At 65.5% G+C, this 15,511-nt stretch carries 14 protein-coding genes; 7 read left to right on the top strand and 7 right to left on the bottom strand.

All coding sequences use genetic code 11. The features are described from left to right. On the bottom strand, positions 1–2,320 hold a 2,320-nt coding region (locus JWM94_RS12150), incomplete at its 3' end, for a calcium-binding protein (protein WP_299427155.1). Positions 2,321–2,704: 384 nt separating this feature from the next. Between JWM94_RS12150 and rplK the strand changes: the two genes are divergently transcribed. From rplK to JWM94_RS12135, 3 genes are all read left to right on the top strand, one after another. Beyond that, positions 2,705–3,136 carry a 50S ribosomal protein L11 gene (gene rplK / locus JWM94_RS12145; RefSeq protein WP_299427152.1) on the top strand — a complete coding sequence of 144 codons (432 nt, stop codon included), beginning with the start codon at positions 2,705–2,707 and terminating at the stop codon, positions 3,134–3,136. A gap of 4 nt (positions 3,137–3,140) precedes the next feature. Continuing rightward, positions 3,141–3,833: a 50S ribosomal protein L1 gene (gene rplA, locus JWM94_RS12140; RefSeq protein ID WP_299427149.1), complete on the top strand. Its 693-nt coding sequence runs from the start codon at positions 3,141–3,143 to the stop codon at positions 3,831–3,833. 104 nt (positions 3,834–3,937) lie between these two features. Then, entirely contained in the window at positions 3,938–4,378 is a 441-nt protein-coding gene (locus tag JWM94_RS12135) for a hypothetical protein (protein ID WP_299427146.1), read from the top strand. Here JWM94_RS12135 and JWM94_RS12130 read toward each other — a convergent pair. Further along, positions 4,341–5,402, bottom strand: a complete 1,062-nt coding sequence (locus JWM94_RS12130) for an acyltransferase (RefSeq protein WP_299427143.1) — start codon at positions 5,400–5,402, stop codon at positions 4,341–4,343. The two genes, JWM94_RS12135 and JWM94_RS12130, sit on opposite strands and share 38 nt — an antisense overlap. A gap of 95 nt (positions 5,403–5,497) precedes the next feature. Between JWM94_RS12130 and JWM94_RS12125 the strand changes: the two genes are divergently transcribed. Then, a complete protein-coding gene (locus JWM94_RS12125) occupies positions 5,498–7,219 on the top strand; it encodes a VanW family protein (RefSeq protein WP_299427140.1) in 1,722 nt (573 codons plus the stop codon). On the opposite strand, the gene JWM94_RS12120 is transcribed toward JWM94_RS12125, so the two are convergent. Further along, positions 7,216–8,073: an oxidoreductase gene (locus JWM94_RS12120; protein WP_299427137.1), complete on the bottom strand. Its 858-nt coding sequence runs from the start codon at positions 8,071–8,073 to the stop codon at positions 7,216–7,218. The two genes, JWM94_RS12125 and JWM94_RS12120, sit on opposite strands and share 4 nt — an antisense overlap. A 170-nt stretch (positions 8,074–8,243) precedes the next feature. Here JWM94_RS12120 and JWM94_RS12115 point away from each other — a divergent pair, with 170 nt between their 5' ends. Together JWM94_RS12115 and JWM94_RS12110 are read left to right on the top strand one after the other, a co-directional pair. Continuing rightward, positions 8,244–10,028 carry a DEAD/DEAH box helicase gene (locus JWM94_RS12115; RefSeq protein ID WP_299427134.1) on the top strand — a complete coding sequence of 595 codons (1,785 nt, stop codon included), beginning with the start codon at positions 8,244–8,246 and terminating at the stop codon, positions 10,026–10,028. Between the two features lie 150 nt (positions 10,029–10,178). Beyond that, a complete protein-coding gene (locus tag JWM94_RS12110; protein WP_299427131.1) occupies positions 10,179–10,634 on the top strand; it encodes a YaiI/YqxD family protein in 456 nt (151 codons plus the stop codon). A 4-nt stretch (positions 10,635–10,638) separates the two neighbouring features. Here the strand turns inward: JWM94_RS12110 and JWM94_RS12105 are convergent, their stop codons facing one another. The 4 genes from JWM94_RS12105 to JWM94_RS12090 form a co-directional block, all read right to left on the bottom strand. Then, complete coding sequence (locus JWM94_RS12105) at positions 10,639–11,907, bottom strand: cytochrome P450 (protein ID WP_299427128.1); 1,269 nt, start codon at positions 11,905–11,907, stop codon at positions 10,639–10,641. Between the two features lie 22 nt (positions 11,908–11,929). Further along, positions 11,930–12,250 (bottom strand): 2Fe-2S iron-sulfur cluster-binding protein, encoded by a 321-nt coding sequence (locus tag JWM94_RS12100; RefSeq protein ID WP_299427125.1) that lies wholly within the window; start codon positions 12,248–12,250, stop codon positions 11,930–11,932. A gap of 93 nt (positions 12,251–12,343) precedes the next feature. Further along, positions 12,344–13,504 carry an SO2930 family diheme c-type cytochrome gene (locus tag JWM94_RS12095; protein WP_299427122.1) on the bottom strand — a complete coding sequence of 387 codons (1,161 nt, stop codon included), beginning with the start codon at positions 13,502–13,504 and terminating at the stop codon, positions 12,344–12,346. Next, entirely contained in the window at positions 13,504–14,724 is a 1,221-nt protein-coding gene (locus JWM94_RS12090) for a parallel beta-helix domain-containing protein (RefSeq protein WP_299427119.1), read from the bottom strand. Before JWM94_RS12090 ends, JWM94_RS12095 begins: the two co-directional genes overlap by 1 nt. Positions 14,725–15,061: 337 nt before the next feature. On the opposite strand from JWM94_RS12090, the gene rplJ reads away from it, so the two are divergent. Continuing rightward, positions 15,062–15,511, top strand: a 450-nt coding sequence (gene rplJ / locus JWM94_RS12085; protein ID WP_299427158.1) for a 50S ribosomal protein L10, incomplete at its 3' end; no start/stop codon positions are given.

The following is a 15,511-nucleotide window of genomic DNA, read 5'->3' as shown; positions in this document are numbered from 1 at the left end:
TGTAGAGATGCTCGACCTGCGCCGCCGCGCTCAGCGTATAGCTGACCGCCGCCTTGGCGGTATCGTCGCCCTCGCCGGCCACCTCCACGATAACGTCCGCCGCACTGCGGATGATATAGGTGTCGTTACCGGCGCCCCCCTTCATCCGGTCGCCGCCGCCGCCGCCGTCGATCGTGTTGTTGCCGGCGTTGCCGGCCAGGATCTGATGATCGGAATTGCCGGTCAGATAGATCGCGGTTCCGATCAGCCGCACCGTTTCGACCTCGGACCCTGCACGAAGCACGTAATCGACCGACGATTTGATCAAGTCGTTGCCCTCGCCGGCCGCTTCGATCACGGTGTCGTTCGAATTATCGACGATGTAGACGTCGTCGCCGGCTCCGCCGTACATGATATCCTGGCCGCTGCCGCCGTCGAGCAGATCGTCGCCGTTGCCGCCGTTCAGCGTGTCGTACCCGCTGTACCCGTACAGCGTGTCGTTGCCGTCGCCACCGTTGAGCGTGTCGATGTTGTTCGTGCCGCCGACCGTGTCGTTGCCGATATTGCCGTTGACGAGCAAATTGCCGCCCATCGGGCCCGGGAAGGGCGCCGCCAGCGGCGCGGTGAACACCGTGTCGACCGCCGCGAGGTTGATCGTCGTGCGGAGGGAATAATCGGTCACCGCGGTGAGCGTCACCGCACCGCCGTCCTTCAGCGTGAAGGTGCCGCCGGTGAACTGGCCGAATTGCGCGAGTTGCGCCGCCGTCAGCAAATACTGCCCGAACGACAACCAATTGATCGACGTCAGCGTCACGGTGCCGAGGTCGATTTGCGTGCTCGCGTTGTTGATCAGGTGGGCGCTGTCCGCCCCGCCGTCGTAAACCTCGCCCGCGACGACATCGCCCTGGTTGATGATGATCGTGTCGTAGTCGGCACCGCCGTGGATGATGTCGAGCCCGGTGCCGCCGGTCAGCGTGTCCTGACCCGCGCCGCCGTCGAGCGTGTCGTTGCCGGCGCCGCCCACGAGCTTGTCGTTCTTGGCGCTGCCGGTAATCGTGTCGTTGCCGGTGCCGCCGTTAACGTTGACGCCGATACTGGCGTTGATCAGCGTGACGCCGGTGGCGTCGAACACCGTGTCCGCATTGGTCAGCGTGATGGAACTCGACAGGAAGCCGATCGAGTACGTCTTGCCGGCCAGCGAAATCGAACCCGCTGTGGTCAGCGTGAGATCGTCGACCTCCAGCGTCTGGAACGCGTTGAGCTGCGCCGCGGTGAGCGACAAGGCATACGAATAGCTGTGCAGGGTCTCGACGCTGGTAATCGTCGCGTTACTCAAGTCGTTGTTGATGGCGTGGATGAACAACGTGTCGGTGCCCGTGCCGCCGTCGAACACTTCGCCCGGCGCAACATCGCCTGTCGTGTTCACCTTGAACGTGTCGTTGCCGGCTTCGCCGTATAGCGAGTCCCGGCCGCCGCCGCCGATGATCGTATCGTTGCCGTCGCCGCCATAGAAGGTGTCGCTACCCGCGCTGCCATTCACCGTGTCGTCGCCGTCTTCGCCGTATACGGTCGAGCCATAAGGGGATGCACTCAGTGTGAATGTATCGTTGCCGATGCCGCCATACATCGTGCCCGAACCGGAGAATGTATCATTGCCCGCGCCGCCATAGGCGTTGGACAAATCGTGGAGACCGGTGATCGCGTCGTCGCCGTCTTCACCATAGATCGGCGAGCCGTATGCCGACCCACTCTCATCGATCGTGTCGTTACCGTCGCCACCGAATACGGAGCCGGTGTAATAGCCCATGGTGATGGTATCGTTGCCGCCCATGCCGAACACCGGCGCGAAGTTACCGTCGGAACTGCCCGCGTTGATCGTGTCGGCGAAATTGCTGCCCTGAATCCATAAGACCGAGGAGATGTTGGTAATGGTGCCGCCGCCGATCGTCAGCGAACCACCGCTGTTGAGCGCACTGAAATTGGCGGTAACGCCCGATGTCGCGCCCATGAAGCTGATCAGCAGGCTGTTGGAACCCGTGCCGCCGTCGACGCTGTCGCCATAGCCCGCCGACAGCAGATCGTTACCGATACCGCCGGTCAGCGTGTCGTGCGCCGTTCCGATGTCGAGCGCCGGCGCCGTATAGGGGTTGCCGTAATAGGGGCGGTTCCACGCCCCGGCGATGACGTCGGAATAGAGCGCATCGTCGCCATCGCCGCCATCGATCACGTCGGCGCCCCCGTTGCCGACAAGTGTATCGTTGCCGCCATTGCCGTTGATGACCTCGTCGGCCGACGTGCCGTTATACGTTTCGTCGCCCGGTCCGCCGTCGAAGTCCGCCATACAATCCTCCACTATCGAGCGAAACGGTATCACGAGATGGTCGGAAACCAACTTGATTTGCCGCAAGCCCGGCGGAAAAATATCCCCCTTTTCAAGTATGTCCGGTTCGGCCCCGTCCCGAAATGCCGTGTGCGCCGGCCGGAGGAGCAGGTCCCGACACCTCGACATCGCAGCGGCCAATTCGCCACTCAGCTTCGCCCGGCCGCCTACGCACGCCAGCCAGCGTCCGCCATCTCGGAAATGGTTGCCATTGGCGCGCGGTTCCGCTAGTGGCGCGCCCTTCCAAAGCGACAGCGTTGGGAATTTGCGGGAGGGCGTTCGCGCTCGCTTGTACCGCTAAACTTGAACGGGATGCTTTCAGCAGCCCGCAACAGAGTGAGAAAAATGGCAAAGAAGATTACCGGCTATATCAAGCTGCAGGTGCCCGCCGGCGCCGCCAATCCGTCGCCGCCGATCGGCCCGGCGCTTGGCCAGCGCGGCGTCAATATCATGGAATTCTGCAAGGCGTTCAACGCCGCGACGGGCGACCTTGAGAAGAACGCGCCAATCCCGACCGTCATTACCGTCTATGCCGACCGTTCGTTCTCGTTCGAGACCAAGACGCCGCCGGCGAGCTTCCTGATCAAGAAGGCCGCGAACCTGAAGTCGGGTTCGAAGGAGCCGGGCAAGATCAGTGCGGGCAAGATCAAGCGCAGCGCGCTGACCGCGATCGCCGAGCAGAAGATGAAGGATTTGAACGCCAACGACATGGAAGCGGCGACCCGCATCATCGAAGGCTCCGCCCGCGCGATGGGCCTCGAAGTGGTGGAGGGCTGAGATCATGGCATTCGTTAGCAAGAAGGCGAAAGCCATCACCGTGGATCGCGAGAAGCTGCACGGCGTCGATGAAGCGATCGGGCTGGCCAAGGCCAACGCGACGTCGAAGTTCGACGAAACGATCGAAGTCGCGCTCAATTTGGGCGTCGATCCCCGCCACGCCGACCAGATGGTCCGCGGCGTCGTCACGCTCCCCAAGGGCACCGGCAAGACCGTGCGCGTCGGCGTGTTCGCCAAGGGCGCGAAGGCCGACGAGGCGCGCGAAGCCGGTGCCGACGTGGTCGGTGCGGAGGATCTGATGGAGATCGTCCAGGGCGGCACGATCGATTTCGACCGCTGCATCGCGACCCCCGACATGATGGGTGTCGTCGGGCGCCTCGGCAAGGTGCTCGGCCCCAAGGGCATGATGCCGAACCCGAAGCTCGGCACGGTGACGATGGACTTCGCCGCCGCGGTCAAGGCGGACAAGGGCGGCCAGATCGAATACCGAGTCGAAAAGGCCGGACTCATCCATTCGGGAATCGGCAAGGCCAGCTTCCCGGCGGCGGACCTGCGCGCCAATTTCGACGCGCTGCTCGACGCCATCGTCAAGGCCAAGCCGACCGGCGCCAAGGGCAAGTACGTCAAGAAGGTCGCGATCTCCTCGACGATGGGCCCGGGGCTCAAGATTGACACGGCGGAAGTCGCCGGAGCGTAAGCTTCCCAAGCTTCTGACGACCAATAGCGAAGGGCCGGGGGGAAACTCCCGGCCCTTTCGCTTTTACCGGTTCGTGATATTTCGCCGCTAGATGCACTCGCGGGATGCGGGACTTCATCACCTTCGCGGCGCCGGCGCTGACGCTCGGCTTGCTCTATTGCCTGTACCGTGCGGTGACGTTGTTCGCCGCATGGCGGCCGGCGGCGGCGGTGGTGTGGGCAACCGACTATACCGATGCCGAGCGCACCGACGATTTCTGGGGCTTCGGCATGCTGCGCGGCTGGCGCATTACCGATGGTGATAACCAGCGGCTGATCGAGGAAACCGTTCATTACGAGGACGCGGATGGCGAACGCCACGTCGCCGAGGTCAAGCGCTACGTCCGCACCGGCTGGCGGCCCGACGGCGCGCACACGATCTGGTACGACACCTCAGACCCCGACCGCGCGACCGCGTTCGGGCCAGGCTACTGGTTGCTGATCGCCGTCGCGCTCGGCTTCGCGCTGGTCACACTGATGAACGCGGCGCTGAAAATCCACGCCTGACCGCCAAGCGCGGCAACCGCCATTTCGCCTGCGACCACCACCACGCGAAAGCGATCGACAGCGCGACCCCGGCCAACCTGAGGCCCGCCATCCCTGCCCCGCCTACTGCGTCGCCGAGCCGCTCGCCGAGTGCGAGCAGCGGCATGTGGAAAGCGTAAAGCGGGTAGGAAATTGCACCGCTGACCGCCGCCAGCCCGCGCCAGCGCGGGGCAACCGCAGCGGTCGCACCAAACCACAGAACGGCCGGGAACAATGTAACGACGACCAGCGGATCGACCCACCACCACGCTGTCGGGAACAGCGCGGGCGCCGTCAGCGCGGCTACCAGGCCCGCCAGCGCCCAGCCGGCGTTCGGCCGCGGCGCGCTTTCCCCGATCCGGCACCACAAGCGATAGAGCAGCATCCCGGCGACATACGCCGCCATCACGCGGGCGAACCCGCCGATCCACCCGGCGGTGACGTGCCCGACGGTAAGGTCGCCGTGGAGATACGCGACCCCGAACAGCAGAGCGACCGACACGATCAGCAAGCGGATCAACGAGGCGACCGGCACGCGTTTGAGCGGCCCGCCGTGGAGCGCGTTGGCGAACAGTTCGAAGAATAACGACCATTGCACCCCGTCGAGCACGAACACGTGCACCGTGCCGATCGCCAGCGGCACGAAGAGCAACGCCGCCACCGTGCGGATCGCGAGCAGATCGGGCGCCATCGCCCCGCCCCACGCCACCGCGACGCCGAGTGCGATGCCGATCGCCATGGTCGGCCACAACCGCCGCAGCCGGAGCTTCATGAACGCCGCCCAACCCAACCCCGCCGCAAAGCGGTGGTCATAGGCGCGCGACAGCACGAAGCCGCTGAGCATGAAGAAGAAATCGACCGCCAGATAGGCGCGTGAAAAAAGTCCGAGGTCGAGCCCGGAGCGTTCGAGATGGTGCGCAACGACGAGCAACGCCGCGACGCCGCGCAAGCCGTCGAGCATGACGAAATGCTCGCCCCCGCCGCTCCGCGCCACCGCGCCGCTCATGCCTGGCCCCCGATCATCCCAACGGTCTACGGTGTGCGCGTTTTGATTTGCTTAAGCATCCATCGCTCGGCGATACTGAACGCGGGAGGCGGCGGATGAGCGATCGGCTGGCGAACGTGATGGCGCTGCCCGACCGGACGGTGCCGACGCGGATCGGCAATTGGGTGTTCGAGGGTAAGGCGGCGCTATTGCGGCTCCGCCGCGCGGGGCGCGACTTCGCCGATGCGCCCAAGCGGCATCGCGCGGGAACCGCGCTGATCGACGCGCCGGTGCTCGCCAAGGTCACCTCGCCGCTCTGGACGACGAGCGGCGGCGCCAAGGACCGCGCGCTCAACGCGGGCAAGATTCAGAATTTGCGCACGGCGATCGCCGGGCTCGACGGGATCGAAATCGGCGCGGGCGAGGTGCTGAGCTTCTGGCGCCAGGTCGGCAAGCCGCTGCGGCGGCACGGCTACGTCGAAGGACGCGAGCTGCGCGAAGGCTGCATGATTGCGACTGTCGGGGGCGGATTGTGTCAGTTGTCGAACGCTCTCTATGAAGCGGCGATCGACGCCGGGCTAGAAGTGGTCGAGCGCCACGCGCATACCCGCATCGTCCCCGGATCGCGCGCCGCCGCTGGGCGCGATGCGACTGTATTCTGGAACTATCTCGATTTCCGCGTGCGGTCGCGCCGGGCATTTCGCGTCGATGCCACCCTCACCGCCGACGCATTGGAAGTATCGATACGCGGGTTCGGCGATGTGATGCCCGCGCCGATTGCCGATATGCTGACCGGCCTTGCCGCACACGATTGCCTGAGCTGCGGCGAGATATCGTGCCATCGCCATAAGCCGGACATCGCCGTAGAGGGCACGCCAACCGCGTGGCTGGTCGATGCAGCGACTCCGGAATTCGCGGGCCTGTATGGCGAGCGCGTCGGCGAGGCCGATGTGCTGATGCTGCCATCGCGCCGGATCGGTAGGTACGTTGGCGGTTGGCCAGCAATCGCACCCGAGTACACCGCCGACCTGGCCGTCATGCAGCGATCGTTCGCGTTGCGCACCGCATCGAAAGGGCAACCGCGCGCCGCAATCCTGCTCGCCGCCGACGCGCGGTTGGCGGCCGCCTATGCGCGGCGGATCGAGGCACGCCACACGCATCTCGTGATCGCGCAGCCGCTGCTGCCGCATCTCTGGCGGCTCGGCGTCTTGCGCGGGCGCAGTTTCGACGTGCTGCTCGACCGCCTGCCGATGGACCGGCTACACGACCTGCTCGACGCCGCGGCGGCGCGTCATCCCGACAGCCCGACACTCGGCGATTTTCGCGCCCCGACATCGACCGCCCTGGCGGAGCGCGAGGCGCTTGGCGCGGCGGCGCGGCTGATCACGCCGCATCGCGCGGTCGCGGCGTGCTTTCCGGAAGCGCGGGTCGAGGTGATCGACTGGCAGCCGCCCGGCCCACTGGCCACTCGTTGCAGCGGAAGAACGATAATGTTCGCCGGCCCCGCTCTGGCGCGCAAAGGTATCCATGCGATGCGCGCCGCGCTGGCGGGGCTCGATATCGCGCTGCTGTTCGAGCGAGCGGGCCAAGACCAGCCGGGCTTCTGGAACGGTTTCGACGTGCTACTGCTCGGCCCAGGCGAGATGCCGGCCGAACTCGCCGCGGTCGTGTTGCCAGCCTTGGTCGAACACAACCCGCGCACGTTGCTGCGTGCGCTGGCCGCCGATGTGCCGGTGATCGCCACTCCGGCGTGCGGCCTGCCGCCGCAGCCTGGGCTGACGTTAGTGCCGGCGGATGATCCCGCCGCGTTGCGCGACGCGATCTCGCGGGTGCTTTAGGCCTCCGCCATCGCCGGGAAGTCGGCGCTCAGGCTGAGGTCGCGGTCGGCCTCGATCGCCGCCAGCCGCTTGCGATACAGCGTCGTCGCTGTCTCGTAAGCGAACTTGCCCAAGACCAGCTGGTGCGGCGGATCGGCGCGCTCGACCGCGACGATGATCGCTTCGCCGGCACGGACCGGGTCGCCGGGCTGTTGGCCGCTATAGCCGCTGGTCGTCGCCATCCGCGCAGCGGCGCTGTCGGCGTAATCTGGGATCGTACTTTTGGTCTGGTGCAGCGAGCGCCCCGCCCAATCGGTGCGGAACGGCCCCGGCTCGACGCAGGTCACCGCGATACCGAGCGGTCCAACCTCCGCGCGCAGCGATTCCGAAAAGCCCTCCACTGCATGCTTGGTCGCCGAATAATAGCCCGACGAGGCAAAGCCGGTCAGTCCGCCGACCGAGGTGATGTTGACCACGTTGCCGCTCTTCTGCGCGCGCATTATGGGCAGCACTGCGCGAGTCATCGCGAACAGGCCGAACACATTGGCCTCGAACTGGTCGCGGATGTCCCGGTCGACACCCTCTTCGACGGACGATTGGTAGCCATAGCCCGCATTGTTGACGAGCACGTCGATCCGCCCGAACCGCTCGGTCGCGGCCTTCACCGCCGCGTCGATCTGGCCCGCGTCGGTTACATCGAGGTCGAGCGCCAGCGCGCGGTCGGGGGCGATCGCGGCGAGATCGGCGACGCGGTCCTTGCCGCGTGCGGTGACGACGGCGCGCCAGCCATTGGCGAGCACCAGCTTGGCCAGTTCGTGCCCGAACCCGGTCGAGCAACCTGTGATGAACCAGACGGAATCGGCGGGGATCGTCATGCGGGCATCTTTGCGTTGGAGGATTGCGTCAGGGGAGATGGTAACCGGGCCCCGCGGCGGCAAGCTTTCCAATCGAGCGATTTTGACGTACGGGCGACGCAATCCCCATTTCCATCCCGTTTCCGGCCCGGCGCGTTCGCCTGGGCCGAACGCTTCGTTGTTGAGACCGCATGTCCTTTTCGCACCTTCCCCCCGCCCTGTCCGAAGCGCTCGTCGCCAAGGGTTATGAAAAACTGACGCCAGTCCAGACGCACGTCAGCGAACCCGCGGCGCACGGCCGCGACTTGCTCGTGTCTGCCCAGACCGGATCGGGCAAGACCGTCGCGTTCGGAATGGCGATCGCCGATCAGTTGCTCGAGGACGGCAACTTGCCGCAGGCCGGCGCGCCGATGGCTCTGGTGATCGCGCCGACGCGCGAACTGGCGCTGCAGGTCGCCAAGGAATTGTCGTGGCTCTACGCCAAGGCCGGCGCGCGCATCGCGACCTGCGTCGGCGGGATGGATGCCAGCCGCGAACGCCGCTCGCTGAGCCACGGCGCGCATATCGTCGTCGGCACGCCGGGCCGGCTGAAGGATCATGGCGAGCGCGGCGCGCTCGACCTGTCGGCGATCAAAGTCGCGGTGCTCGACGAGGCCGACGAGATGCTCGACATGGGATTCCGCGAGGACCTCGAGACGCTGCTCGACGCGACCCCGCGCGAACGCCGCACGTTGATGTTTTCGGCGACGATGCCCCGCCAGATCGTCGCGCTGGCGAAAAAGTATCAGAACGACGCGTTGCGCATCTCGACTGTCGGCGAGGATCGCGGGCATGGCGACATCGCGTATCAGGCGATCGCGGTCAGCCCGTCGGACATCGAGCATGCCGTGATCAACCTGCTGCGTTTCCACGAGGCGGAGACGGCGTTGCTGTTCTGCGCGACTCGCGACAATGTCCGCCACCTCCACGCCAGCCTGGTCGAGCGCGGGTTCGCCGCAGTCGCGCTGTCGGGCGAGCATAGCCAGCAGGAGCGCAACCACGCGCTTCAGGCGATGCGCGACCGGCGCGCGCGCGTCTGCGTCGCGACCGATGTCGCCGCGCGCGGGATCGATCTGCCGACGTTGAGTCTGGTCGTCCACGTCGAATTGCCGCGCGATGCCGAGACGCTCCAGCACCGCTCGGGCCGCACGGGCCGCGCGGGCAAGAAGGGTACCGCCGTCCTCATCGTCCCCTTCCCGCGCCGCAAGCGCGTCGAGATGATGCTGCGCGGCGCGCGAATCGACTTCGCGTGGATGCCGGTGCCGACGCCCGAGGACATCCGCACCAAGGACCGCGAGCGCATGCTCGAGGCGATGCTGGCCGAGGTCGAGATCGACGACGAGGATCGCGCGCTGGCCGCCGAGCTGATGGCGAAGAAGTCGCCCGAGGATATCGCCGCCGCTTTGGTCCACGCGCATCGCGCGTCGATGCCGCAGCCCGAGGAGTTGCTCGCGGCATCGCCCAACCCGAACCTGTCGCCCGACAAGCAGCACCATCGCCCGGGCTTCGACGACACCGTGTGGTTCGTGATGAACGTCGGCCGCCGCCAGAACGCCGACCCGCGCTGGCTGCTGCCGCTGATCTGCCGCCGCGGCGGGATCACCAAGAACGAGGTCGGCGCGATCCGCATCCAGGCTAACGAGACCGGCTTCCAGATCCCCCGCCCGATCGCCGCGCGCTTCGCCGCCGCGGTGATCAAGAGCGCGGGGCAGGACGGCGAGGACGATAGCGGCATCCGCATCCAGCCGGTCGACGGGCCGCAGAAGCCGGCGGCACCCGCCCGCGCGACGCTGCAACCCGCCGCGCCGCGCGACGATCGTCCGCCCGCTCCGCGCCGCCAGGGACCTCCGCCGGGCCGTCACAAGCCGACCCACGCGCACCGCAAGGGCCCGGGCGGCTTCGCCGGCAAGGGCGCGCCGCGCCGGCCACAATCCTGAATTGACGCGACGGCCCTTACTTCCCGCCGTCATGCTGAACTTGTTTCAGCATCCATCGCGTCGCAATCTCCGCCTTCGCTGGCGGAGAGTTGGATCCTGAAACAAGTTCAGGATGACGGATGAAAGGCTGAGGCAGGTTTTGCTGAACCGATGACCAATATTTCCCGCCGCATCCTGGTCGATGCCGACGCTTGCCCGGTGAAGGACGAGATCTACAAGGTTGCGTGGCGGCTTGAGGTGCCCGTCATGATCGTCAGCAATTCGCCGATCCGCGTCCCCGCGCATCCGCTGATCGACCGCGTGGTGGTAAGCGACGGGTTCGACGCCGCCGACGACTGGATCGCCGAACGCGCCGGACCCGGCGCGGTGGTGGTGACGGCCGACATATTGCTCGCCGATCGGTGTCTGAAAGCCGGGGCATCCGTGCTCTCGCCGACCGGCAAGCCCTTCACCACCAGTTCGATCGGCAGCGCCATCGCCACCCGCGCGATCATGGCCGATTTGCGCGCCGGCGGGGATCAACTCGGCGGGCCGCCGGCCTTCTCGAAAAGCGACCGCTCGCGCTTCCTGCAGGCGCTCGACACGATGCTGGTGAAGCTTACCTGACGCCTCAGTGCCGGCGCGGGATCACCACCTGCATCGATTCATACCCCTTCACGAAGGTTGAGAAGGTGCGCTTGGGCTCGCCGACCACGTTGATCTCCGGAAAGCGCTTCATCATCTCTTCCCAGATCACCTTGAGCTGCAATTCGGCGAGGCGGTTGCCGACGCAGCGGTGCACGCCGAACCCGAACGACATGTGCTGACGCGGGCGCGCGCGGTCGATGATATAGTCGTTGGGGCGATCGATCACTTCGTCGTCGCGGTTGCCCGAGACGTACCACATCGCGACCGTGTCGCCCTCGCGGATCGTCTTGCCGAGAAACTCGACGTCGCGCGTCGCGCGGCGCTTCATGTACGCCAGCGGGGTCTGCCAGCGGATCGTTTCGGACACCATCGACGGGATCAGGCTCGGGTTCGCCACCAGCTTCGCATATTGATCCGGATTGCGGTCGAGCGCGTAGACCGACCCGGTGATCGTGTTGCGCGTGGTGTCGTTGCCGCCGACCGTCAGCAGGATGACGTTGCCGAAATATTCCTCCGGCGTCATGTTCCGCGTCTCCGCCCCGTGGGCGAGCATCGAGATCAGATCGCCGGTCGGTTCTTCGTTCACGCGGGCGTTCCACAGCTTCATGAAATAATCGCGATACTCCATGAAGATACCGATCTTTTCCTCACGCGTTTCGACCACGCCGTGGCCTGGGACGGCGGTCACCACGTCGGACCAATAGGTCAGCCGGCGCCGGTCCTCCTGCGGCATGCCGAACAGCGTCGCGAGCGTCATCGCGGTCAATTCGCGCGAGACGTTTTCGACCCATTCGAACTCCTCGCCGATCGGCAATCGGTCGAGGATCGCGGCGGCGCGCTCGCGGATCAGCGGCTCGAGAATCTGCAAATTGGTCGGCGACACCGCGGGGCTGACGGTCTTGCGCTGCACGTCGTGGCGCGGCGGGTCCATCGAGATGAAGCTCGACAGGCCGGGCAGCAGTGGGCTGGCCTGATCGGTCAGCGTGACCAGCGTGATCCCCGGCTCGGACGAGAAATTGTGGTGATCGGTATCGACCGCCATGATGTCGTTGAACTTGGTGATCGACCAATAGGGGCCGTAGAGCGGGCTTTCCGCCAGATGCACCGGGTCTTCCTTGCGCAGCCGCTCAAAATTCCACCACATCTCGTTGTCCTGGAACAATTTGGCCTGCGCCGGGTCGATCTGGTCGATCGGAGTCGCATAGGCGATCGACTTTGCGTCTTCGAGAATCTGGGCTGGCGCAGTGCTCATCGTTCGGTCCTTCGAAACGGGGTCAGTGCTGGCTTTCGGGCATGCGGACGATCAAGCCGTCGAGCGCGTCGGTTACCTCGATCTGGCACGACAGGCGGCTGTTGTCGGCGACGTTCTCGGCGAATTCGAGCATCTCGGCCTCGGGCTCGGTGCGCGTCCCCGTCGCGGCGAGCCAAGCCGGGTCGACATAGACATGGCACGTCGCGCACCCGCACGCGCCGCCGCAATCGGCGTCGATTCCGGGCACGCCATTCTTGACCGCCCCCTCCATCACGCTCCAGCCGGTCTCGACCCGCTGGGGATGCTCGGTGCCGTCATGCTCGATATAGGTGATCGTCGCCATTCCCACCCCATCCTGTGCTGGCGGCGGGTCGTGAGCGCCCGCGATTCCAGTTTTCAACAGCAACCTTATGGCGGTGAGACCCGATCGGCAAGGCTAGCGGGCCGGGCCATCCTCTCGCTCGCACGCGCCCTTTAGCGTCAGGACGTAGTTCGTGATCAGCGCGACCCCCTCCTTGTGCGTCAGCGACCGTCCGAGCTCAGGCATCATCTCGCCGGGGTCTGTGCTCGCCAGGCGATAGGGGATGATCGAGGTTTCGGGGTGCCCGGGCACCACATCGAACGGGCGGTTGCCGGTGCCACGGCCCGCGGCGACAGGGGGCTTGCACATGCCGAGCAGTCGGGGATCGACGGTCGCGGCGTCGAGCCACAGCCCGGAGGTGCGCGCGGCGCCGGTCGGGCTGTGGCAATGACTGCAATTGATGTCGAGATAGGCCCGCGCGCGCGGCGCGGTATCGAGGGTCACATCTTCCCAATTGGCATTCTGTGGAACGCCGGCCGACGGCACGCCTTTGAGATAACCCATCGCGATGAGCCGCTGGAGCTGGTTGATCTCCCCGCCTTCGCCCGGAAAGACGCGGTTGAGGTGCCGCGCCTTGAGCCCGATCGGCGAAATCTTGCGGTCACGGAAATCCTGCGCGTGGCATCCGGCGCACTGGTTCTGGTTGGGGACTGAATAGGTGAAGCGAGTCCGGCTTGCGCCATCGACGAAGGTCAGCGGCACGTCGGCGCCGGTGCGTTCGAGGCTCGCGTCGGTTCCTTCGGCGTTCCACACATAGGGGAACGCGACCCAGCCCTCGGCGCGGCGGACCAGCAGGCGAGTCTCGATCAGCCGGACGTGCTTGAGGTCGAGGCCAGTGACGCCGTTCTGGTAGCTCGCGGGCGTCATCTTCACCACGCGGTCGCTGGTCTGGGGAGACGTGGCTTCGGCGGGCGTCGTGTAGTAAAAAGTCTTGGTGACGATCGTGCCGACCGGGAAATCGAACGACTTCGCGGGATCGTATGTCGCCGCAACGCCCTTGGGCATCCACACCGCCCGCCATTTTTGCGCGTAATCGCTGAACAACGGACTGTTGAGTTCGTACGTCACCATCCCGGCATGCGGCGCGATCCGGCCGTTGGCGACGGTGAATAGCCCCCAGTCGGATAGCTTTTCCGGATTGCCCTCGGCGATGAACGTCACGCGGTCGCCGCCCGAATGGAGGCAACCGGCGACGAACAGCAATGCGGCGACGATGGCGAGCAGCCGCACGCCCATCATTTCTCCTTGGTCATGCTGTCGGGTAATTTGATCTCGGGCAGCCGCGCAACGGGTGCGCAATCCACACCCGGATCGATCTTCGCGCCTGCGAACTTGTGCGGGCCGTCGGCGTTGAGCAGCTTGGCGTCGCCGTTCTGGACGCAGATCCCCGCCTTGGGCACCTTGGGATCGACGAACCCATCCCATAGCACCGCAGGCAATGCGCCGCCGCTCAGAACCTTTAGCGGTGCGTACTTGGTCCCCGGATTGGTCCCACCGCCGACGAAGCGGTTGCCGGTGACATAGATGTTCTGCGGGAACGGATCGTACGCCGTGGCAACACCCTTCTTGGTGTCGAACCCGGTCGAATAATAGCTTGAGATGATGACGTTCGCGGTCTGGTTGTCGGCGATGTCGTTGTCGAAAATCTCGACCAGGTCGTTCGAGTTGACGATGATCCCCGACCCCGGCGGGACCGAGCTGACAGCACTCCCCGCCGCCCCGAAATTGGCGTGATTGTTGTTCGCGACCTTGTTCTTGAACACGCGCGTCTTGCTGCCCGGGACCGGCAAGTTCGGCATGTTGAACACGAGAATACCGCCGGTATTGCCCGTCGCCGTGTTGCCGTAGACATCGGCGCCGGTCGAATTCTCGATCTCGATCCCGGCGACGTTGCCTTCCGCGCGATTGTCGCGGACGATGATGTTGGTCGATTGCCCGACATAGATGCCGGCGTCCGACGCGCCCTTTACCACGCTGCCCTCGATCAGCACGTTGGTGACCTGCACCGGATAGAGGCCGTACGCGCCGTTCGATGTCTTGCCTCCGCCAGTCCATTCCGCGCGGACGCGGCGGATGACGGTGTTCTTGACCCCGTTGACCTTCAGCGCATCGCCCTTGGTGTCCTCGAGCGCCAAGTCCTGCAGCGTAAAGTCGTCGCCGGTGACCAGCATTCCCTCGGCGCCGGAGGTCTGTCCGGCGAATGACAGGATGGTCTTGTCCATCCCCGCGCCCTTCACCGTCACGCCGTCGGCGGTCAGGCTCAGGCTCTTGGTCAGCTTGTATTTGCCCGCCGGGATAGTGACGATGTCGCCCGGCTTGGCATCGAGCAATTGCTGCTGCAGGTGCTTCTCGAAATCGGGATCGATCGTGAAGCCGTTGGCGTCGGTCTTGGGTCCACCGCATCCGCTCAGCAGGGCAAGGCTCGCCACCGTGGCGAACAACAGCTTTCCGGTCATCACTCTCTCCCGTTATTTACATCAGTGATAGCACGCCGCGCGCCATGCGAAAGGTTGACTTCGCGGTGCGCTCGTATATTGGCGCGCCTTCGCTCGAACCGGCTCGTCCGGATCGCGCGTTACCGTCCGAGACAGCAGGTGCGGGGTTTCTCCGCTTAATGTCCTGCCTAGACGGGGAATGGAATTCATCGGTTCGCGAAAGCGACCGGACTGCCGCTCTCCATGAGCAAGCGGCCAGGCGCCATGCCCCTTATCGACGGAAATCTGGCTGTGCGGCGGTGCCGCATGGTCGTTTGAACCGGGCTTGTTTCGGCAAGCCCTGAACGTGGAGAATGGCATGGATCGTGCTCAAAAGGCCGCGGCCGTCGCCGATCTCAAGCAGACCTTCTCCGAGGTTGGCGTGGTGGTCATCACCCGCAACCTCGGCCTGACCGTCGCGCAATCGACGCAGCTCAGGACGAAGATGCGTGAGGCAGGGGCGACCTACAAGGTCTCGAAGAACAAGCTTGCCAGGATCGCGCTGGACGGCACCGACTATCTCTCGCTGGGCGACATGCTCACCGGGCCGGTCGGTCTTGCCAGTTCCATCGATCCCGTCGCGGCCGCCAAGGTGGTGGTCGATTTCGCGAAGACCAACGACAAGTTGGAAATCGTCGGCGGAGCGATGGGTGCGACGTCCCTCGACGTGAACGGCGTCAAGGCGCTCGCGACGATGCCGTCGCTGGACGAACTGCGTGCCAAGATTGTCGGCCTGCTGGTGGCGCCCGCCACCAAGCTCGCCACGATC

The sequence above is a fragment of the Sphingomonas bacterium genome, assembly GCF_028289855.1.
Classification (GTDB): Bacteria; Pseudomonadota; Alphaproteobacteria; order Sphingomonadales; family Sphingomonadaceae; genus Sphingomonas.
Note: the sequence above shows the minus strand (reverse complement) of the source record. Positions and strands in the feature narration are given on the sequence as shown.

Excerpts from the sequence above, each read along its gene's own strand:
- JWM94_RS12125 (WP_299427140.1), top strand. The coding sequence starts at position 5,498 with ATGAGCGATCGGCTGGCGAACGTGATGGCGCTGCCCGACCGGACGGTG.
- rplK (WP_299427152.1), top strand. The coding sequence starts at position 2,705 with ATGGCAAAGAAGATTACCGGCTATATCAAGCTGCAGGTGCCCGCCGGC.
- JWM94_RS12115 (WP_299427134.1), top strand. The coding sequence starts at position 8,244 with ATGTCCTTTTCGCACCTTCCCCCCGCCCTGTCCGAAGCGCTCGTCGCC.
- JWM94_RS12110 (WP_299427131.1), top strand. The coding sequence starts at position 10,179 with ATGACCAATATTTCCCGCCGCATCCTGGTCGATGCCGACGCTTGCCCG.
- JWM94_RS12135 (WP_299427146.1), top strand. The coding sequence starts at position 3,938 with ATGCGGGACTTCATCACCTTCGCGGCGCCGGCGCTGACGCTCGGCTTG.
- rplA (WP_299427149.1), top strand. The coding sequence starts at position 3,141 with ATGGCATTCGTTAGCAAGAAGGCGAAAGCCATCACCGTGGATCGCGAG.
- JWM94_RS12120 (WP_299427137.1), bottom strand. The coding sequence starts at position 8,073 with ATGACGATCCCCGCCGATTCCGTCTGGTTCATCACAGGTTGCTCGACC.
- JWM94_RS12090 (WP_299427119.1), bottom strand. The coding sequence starts at position 14,724 with ATGACCGGAAAGCTGTTGTTCGCCACGGTGGCGAGCCTTGCCCTGCTG.
- JWM94_RS12100 (WP_299427125.1), bottom strand. The coding sequence starts at position 12,250 with ATGGCGACGATCACCTATATCGAGCATGACGGCACCGAGCATCCCCAG.
- JWM94_RS12130 (WP_299427143.1), bottom strand. The coding sequence starts at position 5,402 with ATGAGCGGCGCGGTGGCGCGGAGCGGCGGGGGCGAGCATTTCGTCATG.
- JWM94_RS12105 (WP_299427128.1), bottom strand. The coding sequence starts at position 11,907 with ATGAGCACTGCGCCAGCCCAGATTCTCGAAGACGCAAAGTCGATCGCC.
- JWM94_RS12095 (WP_299427122.1), bottom strand. The coding sequence starts at position 13,504 with ATGGGCGTGCGGCTGCTCGCCATCGTCGCCGCATTGCTGTTCGTCGCC.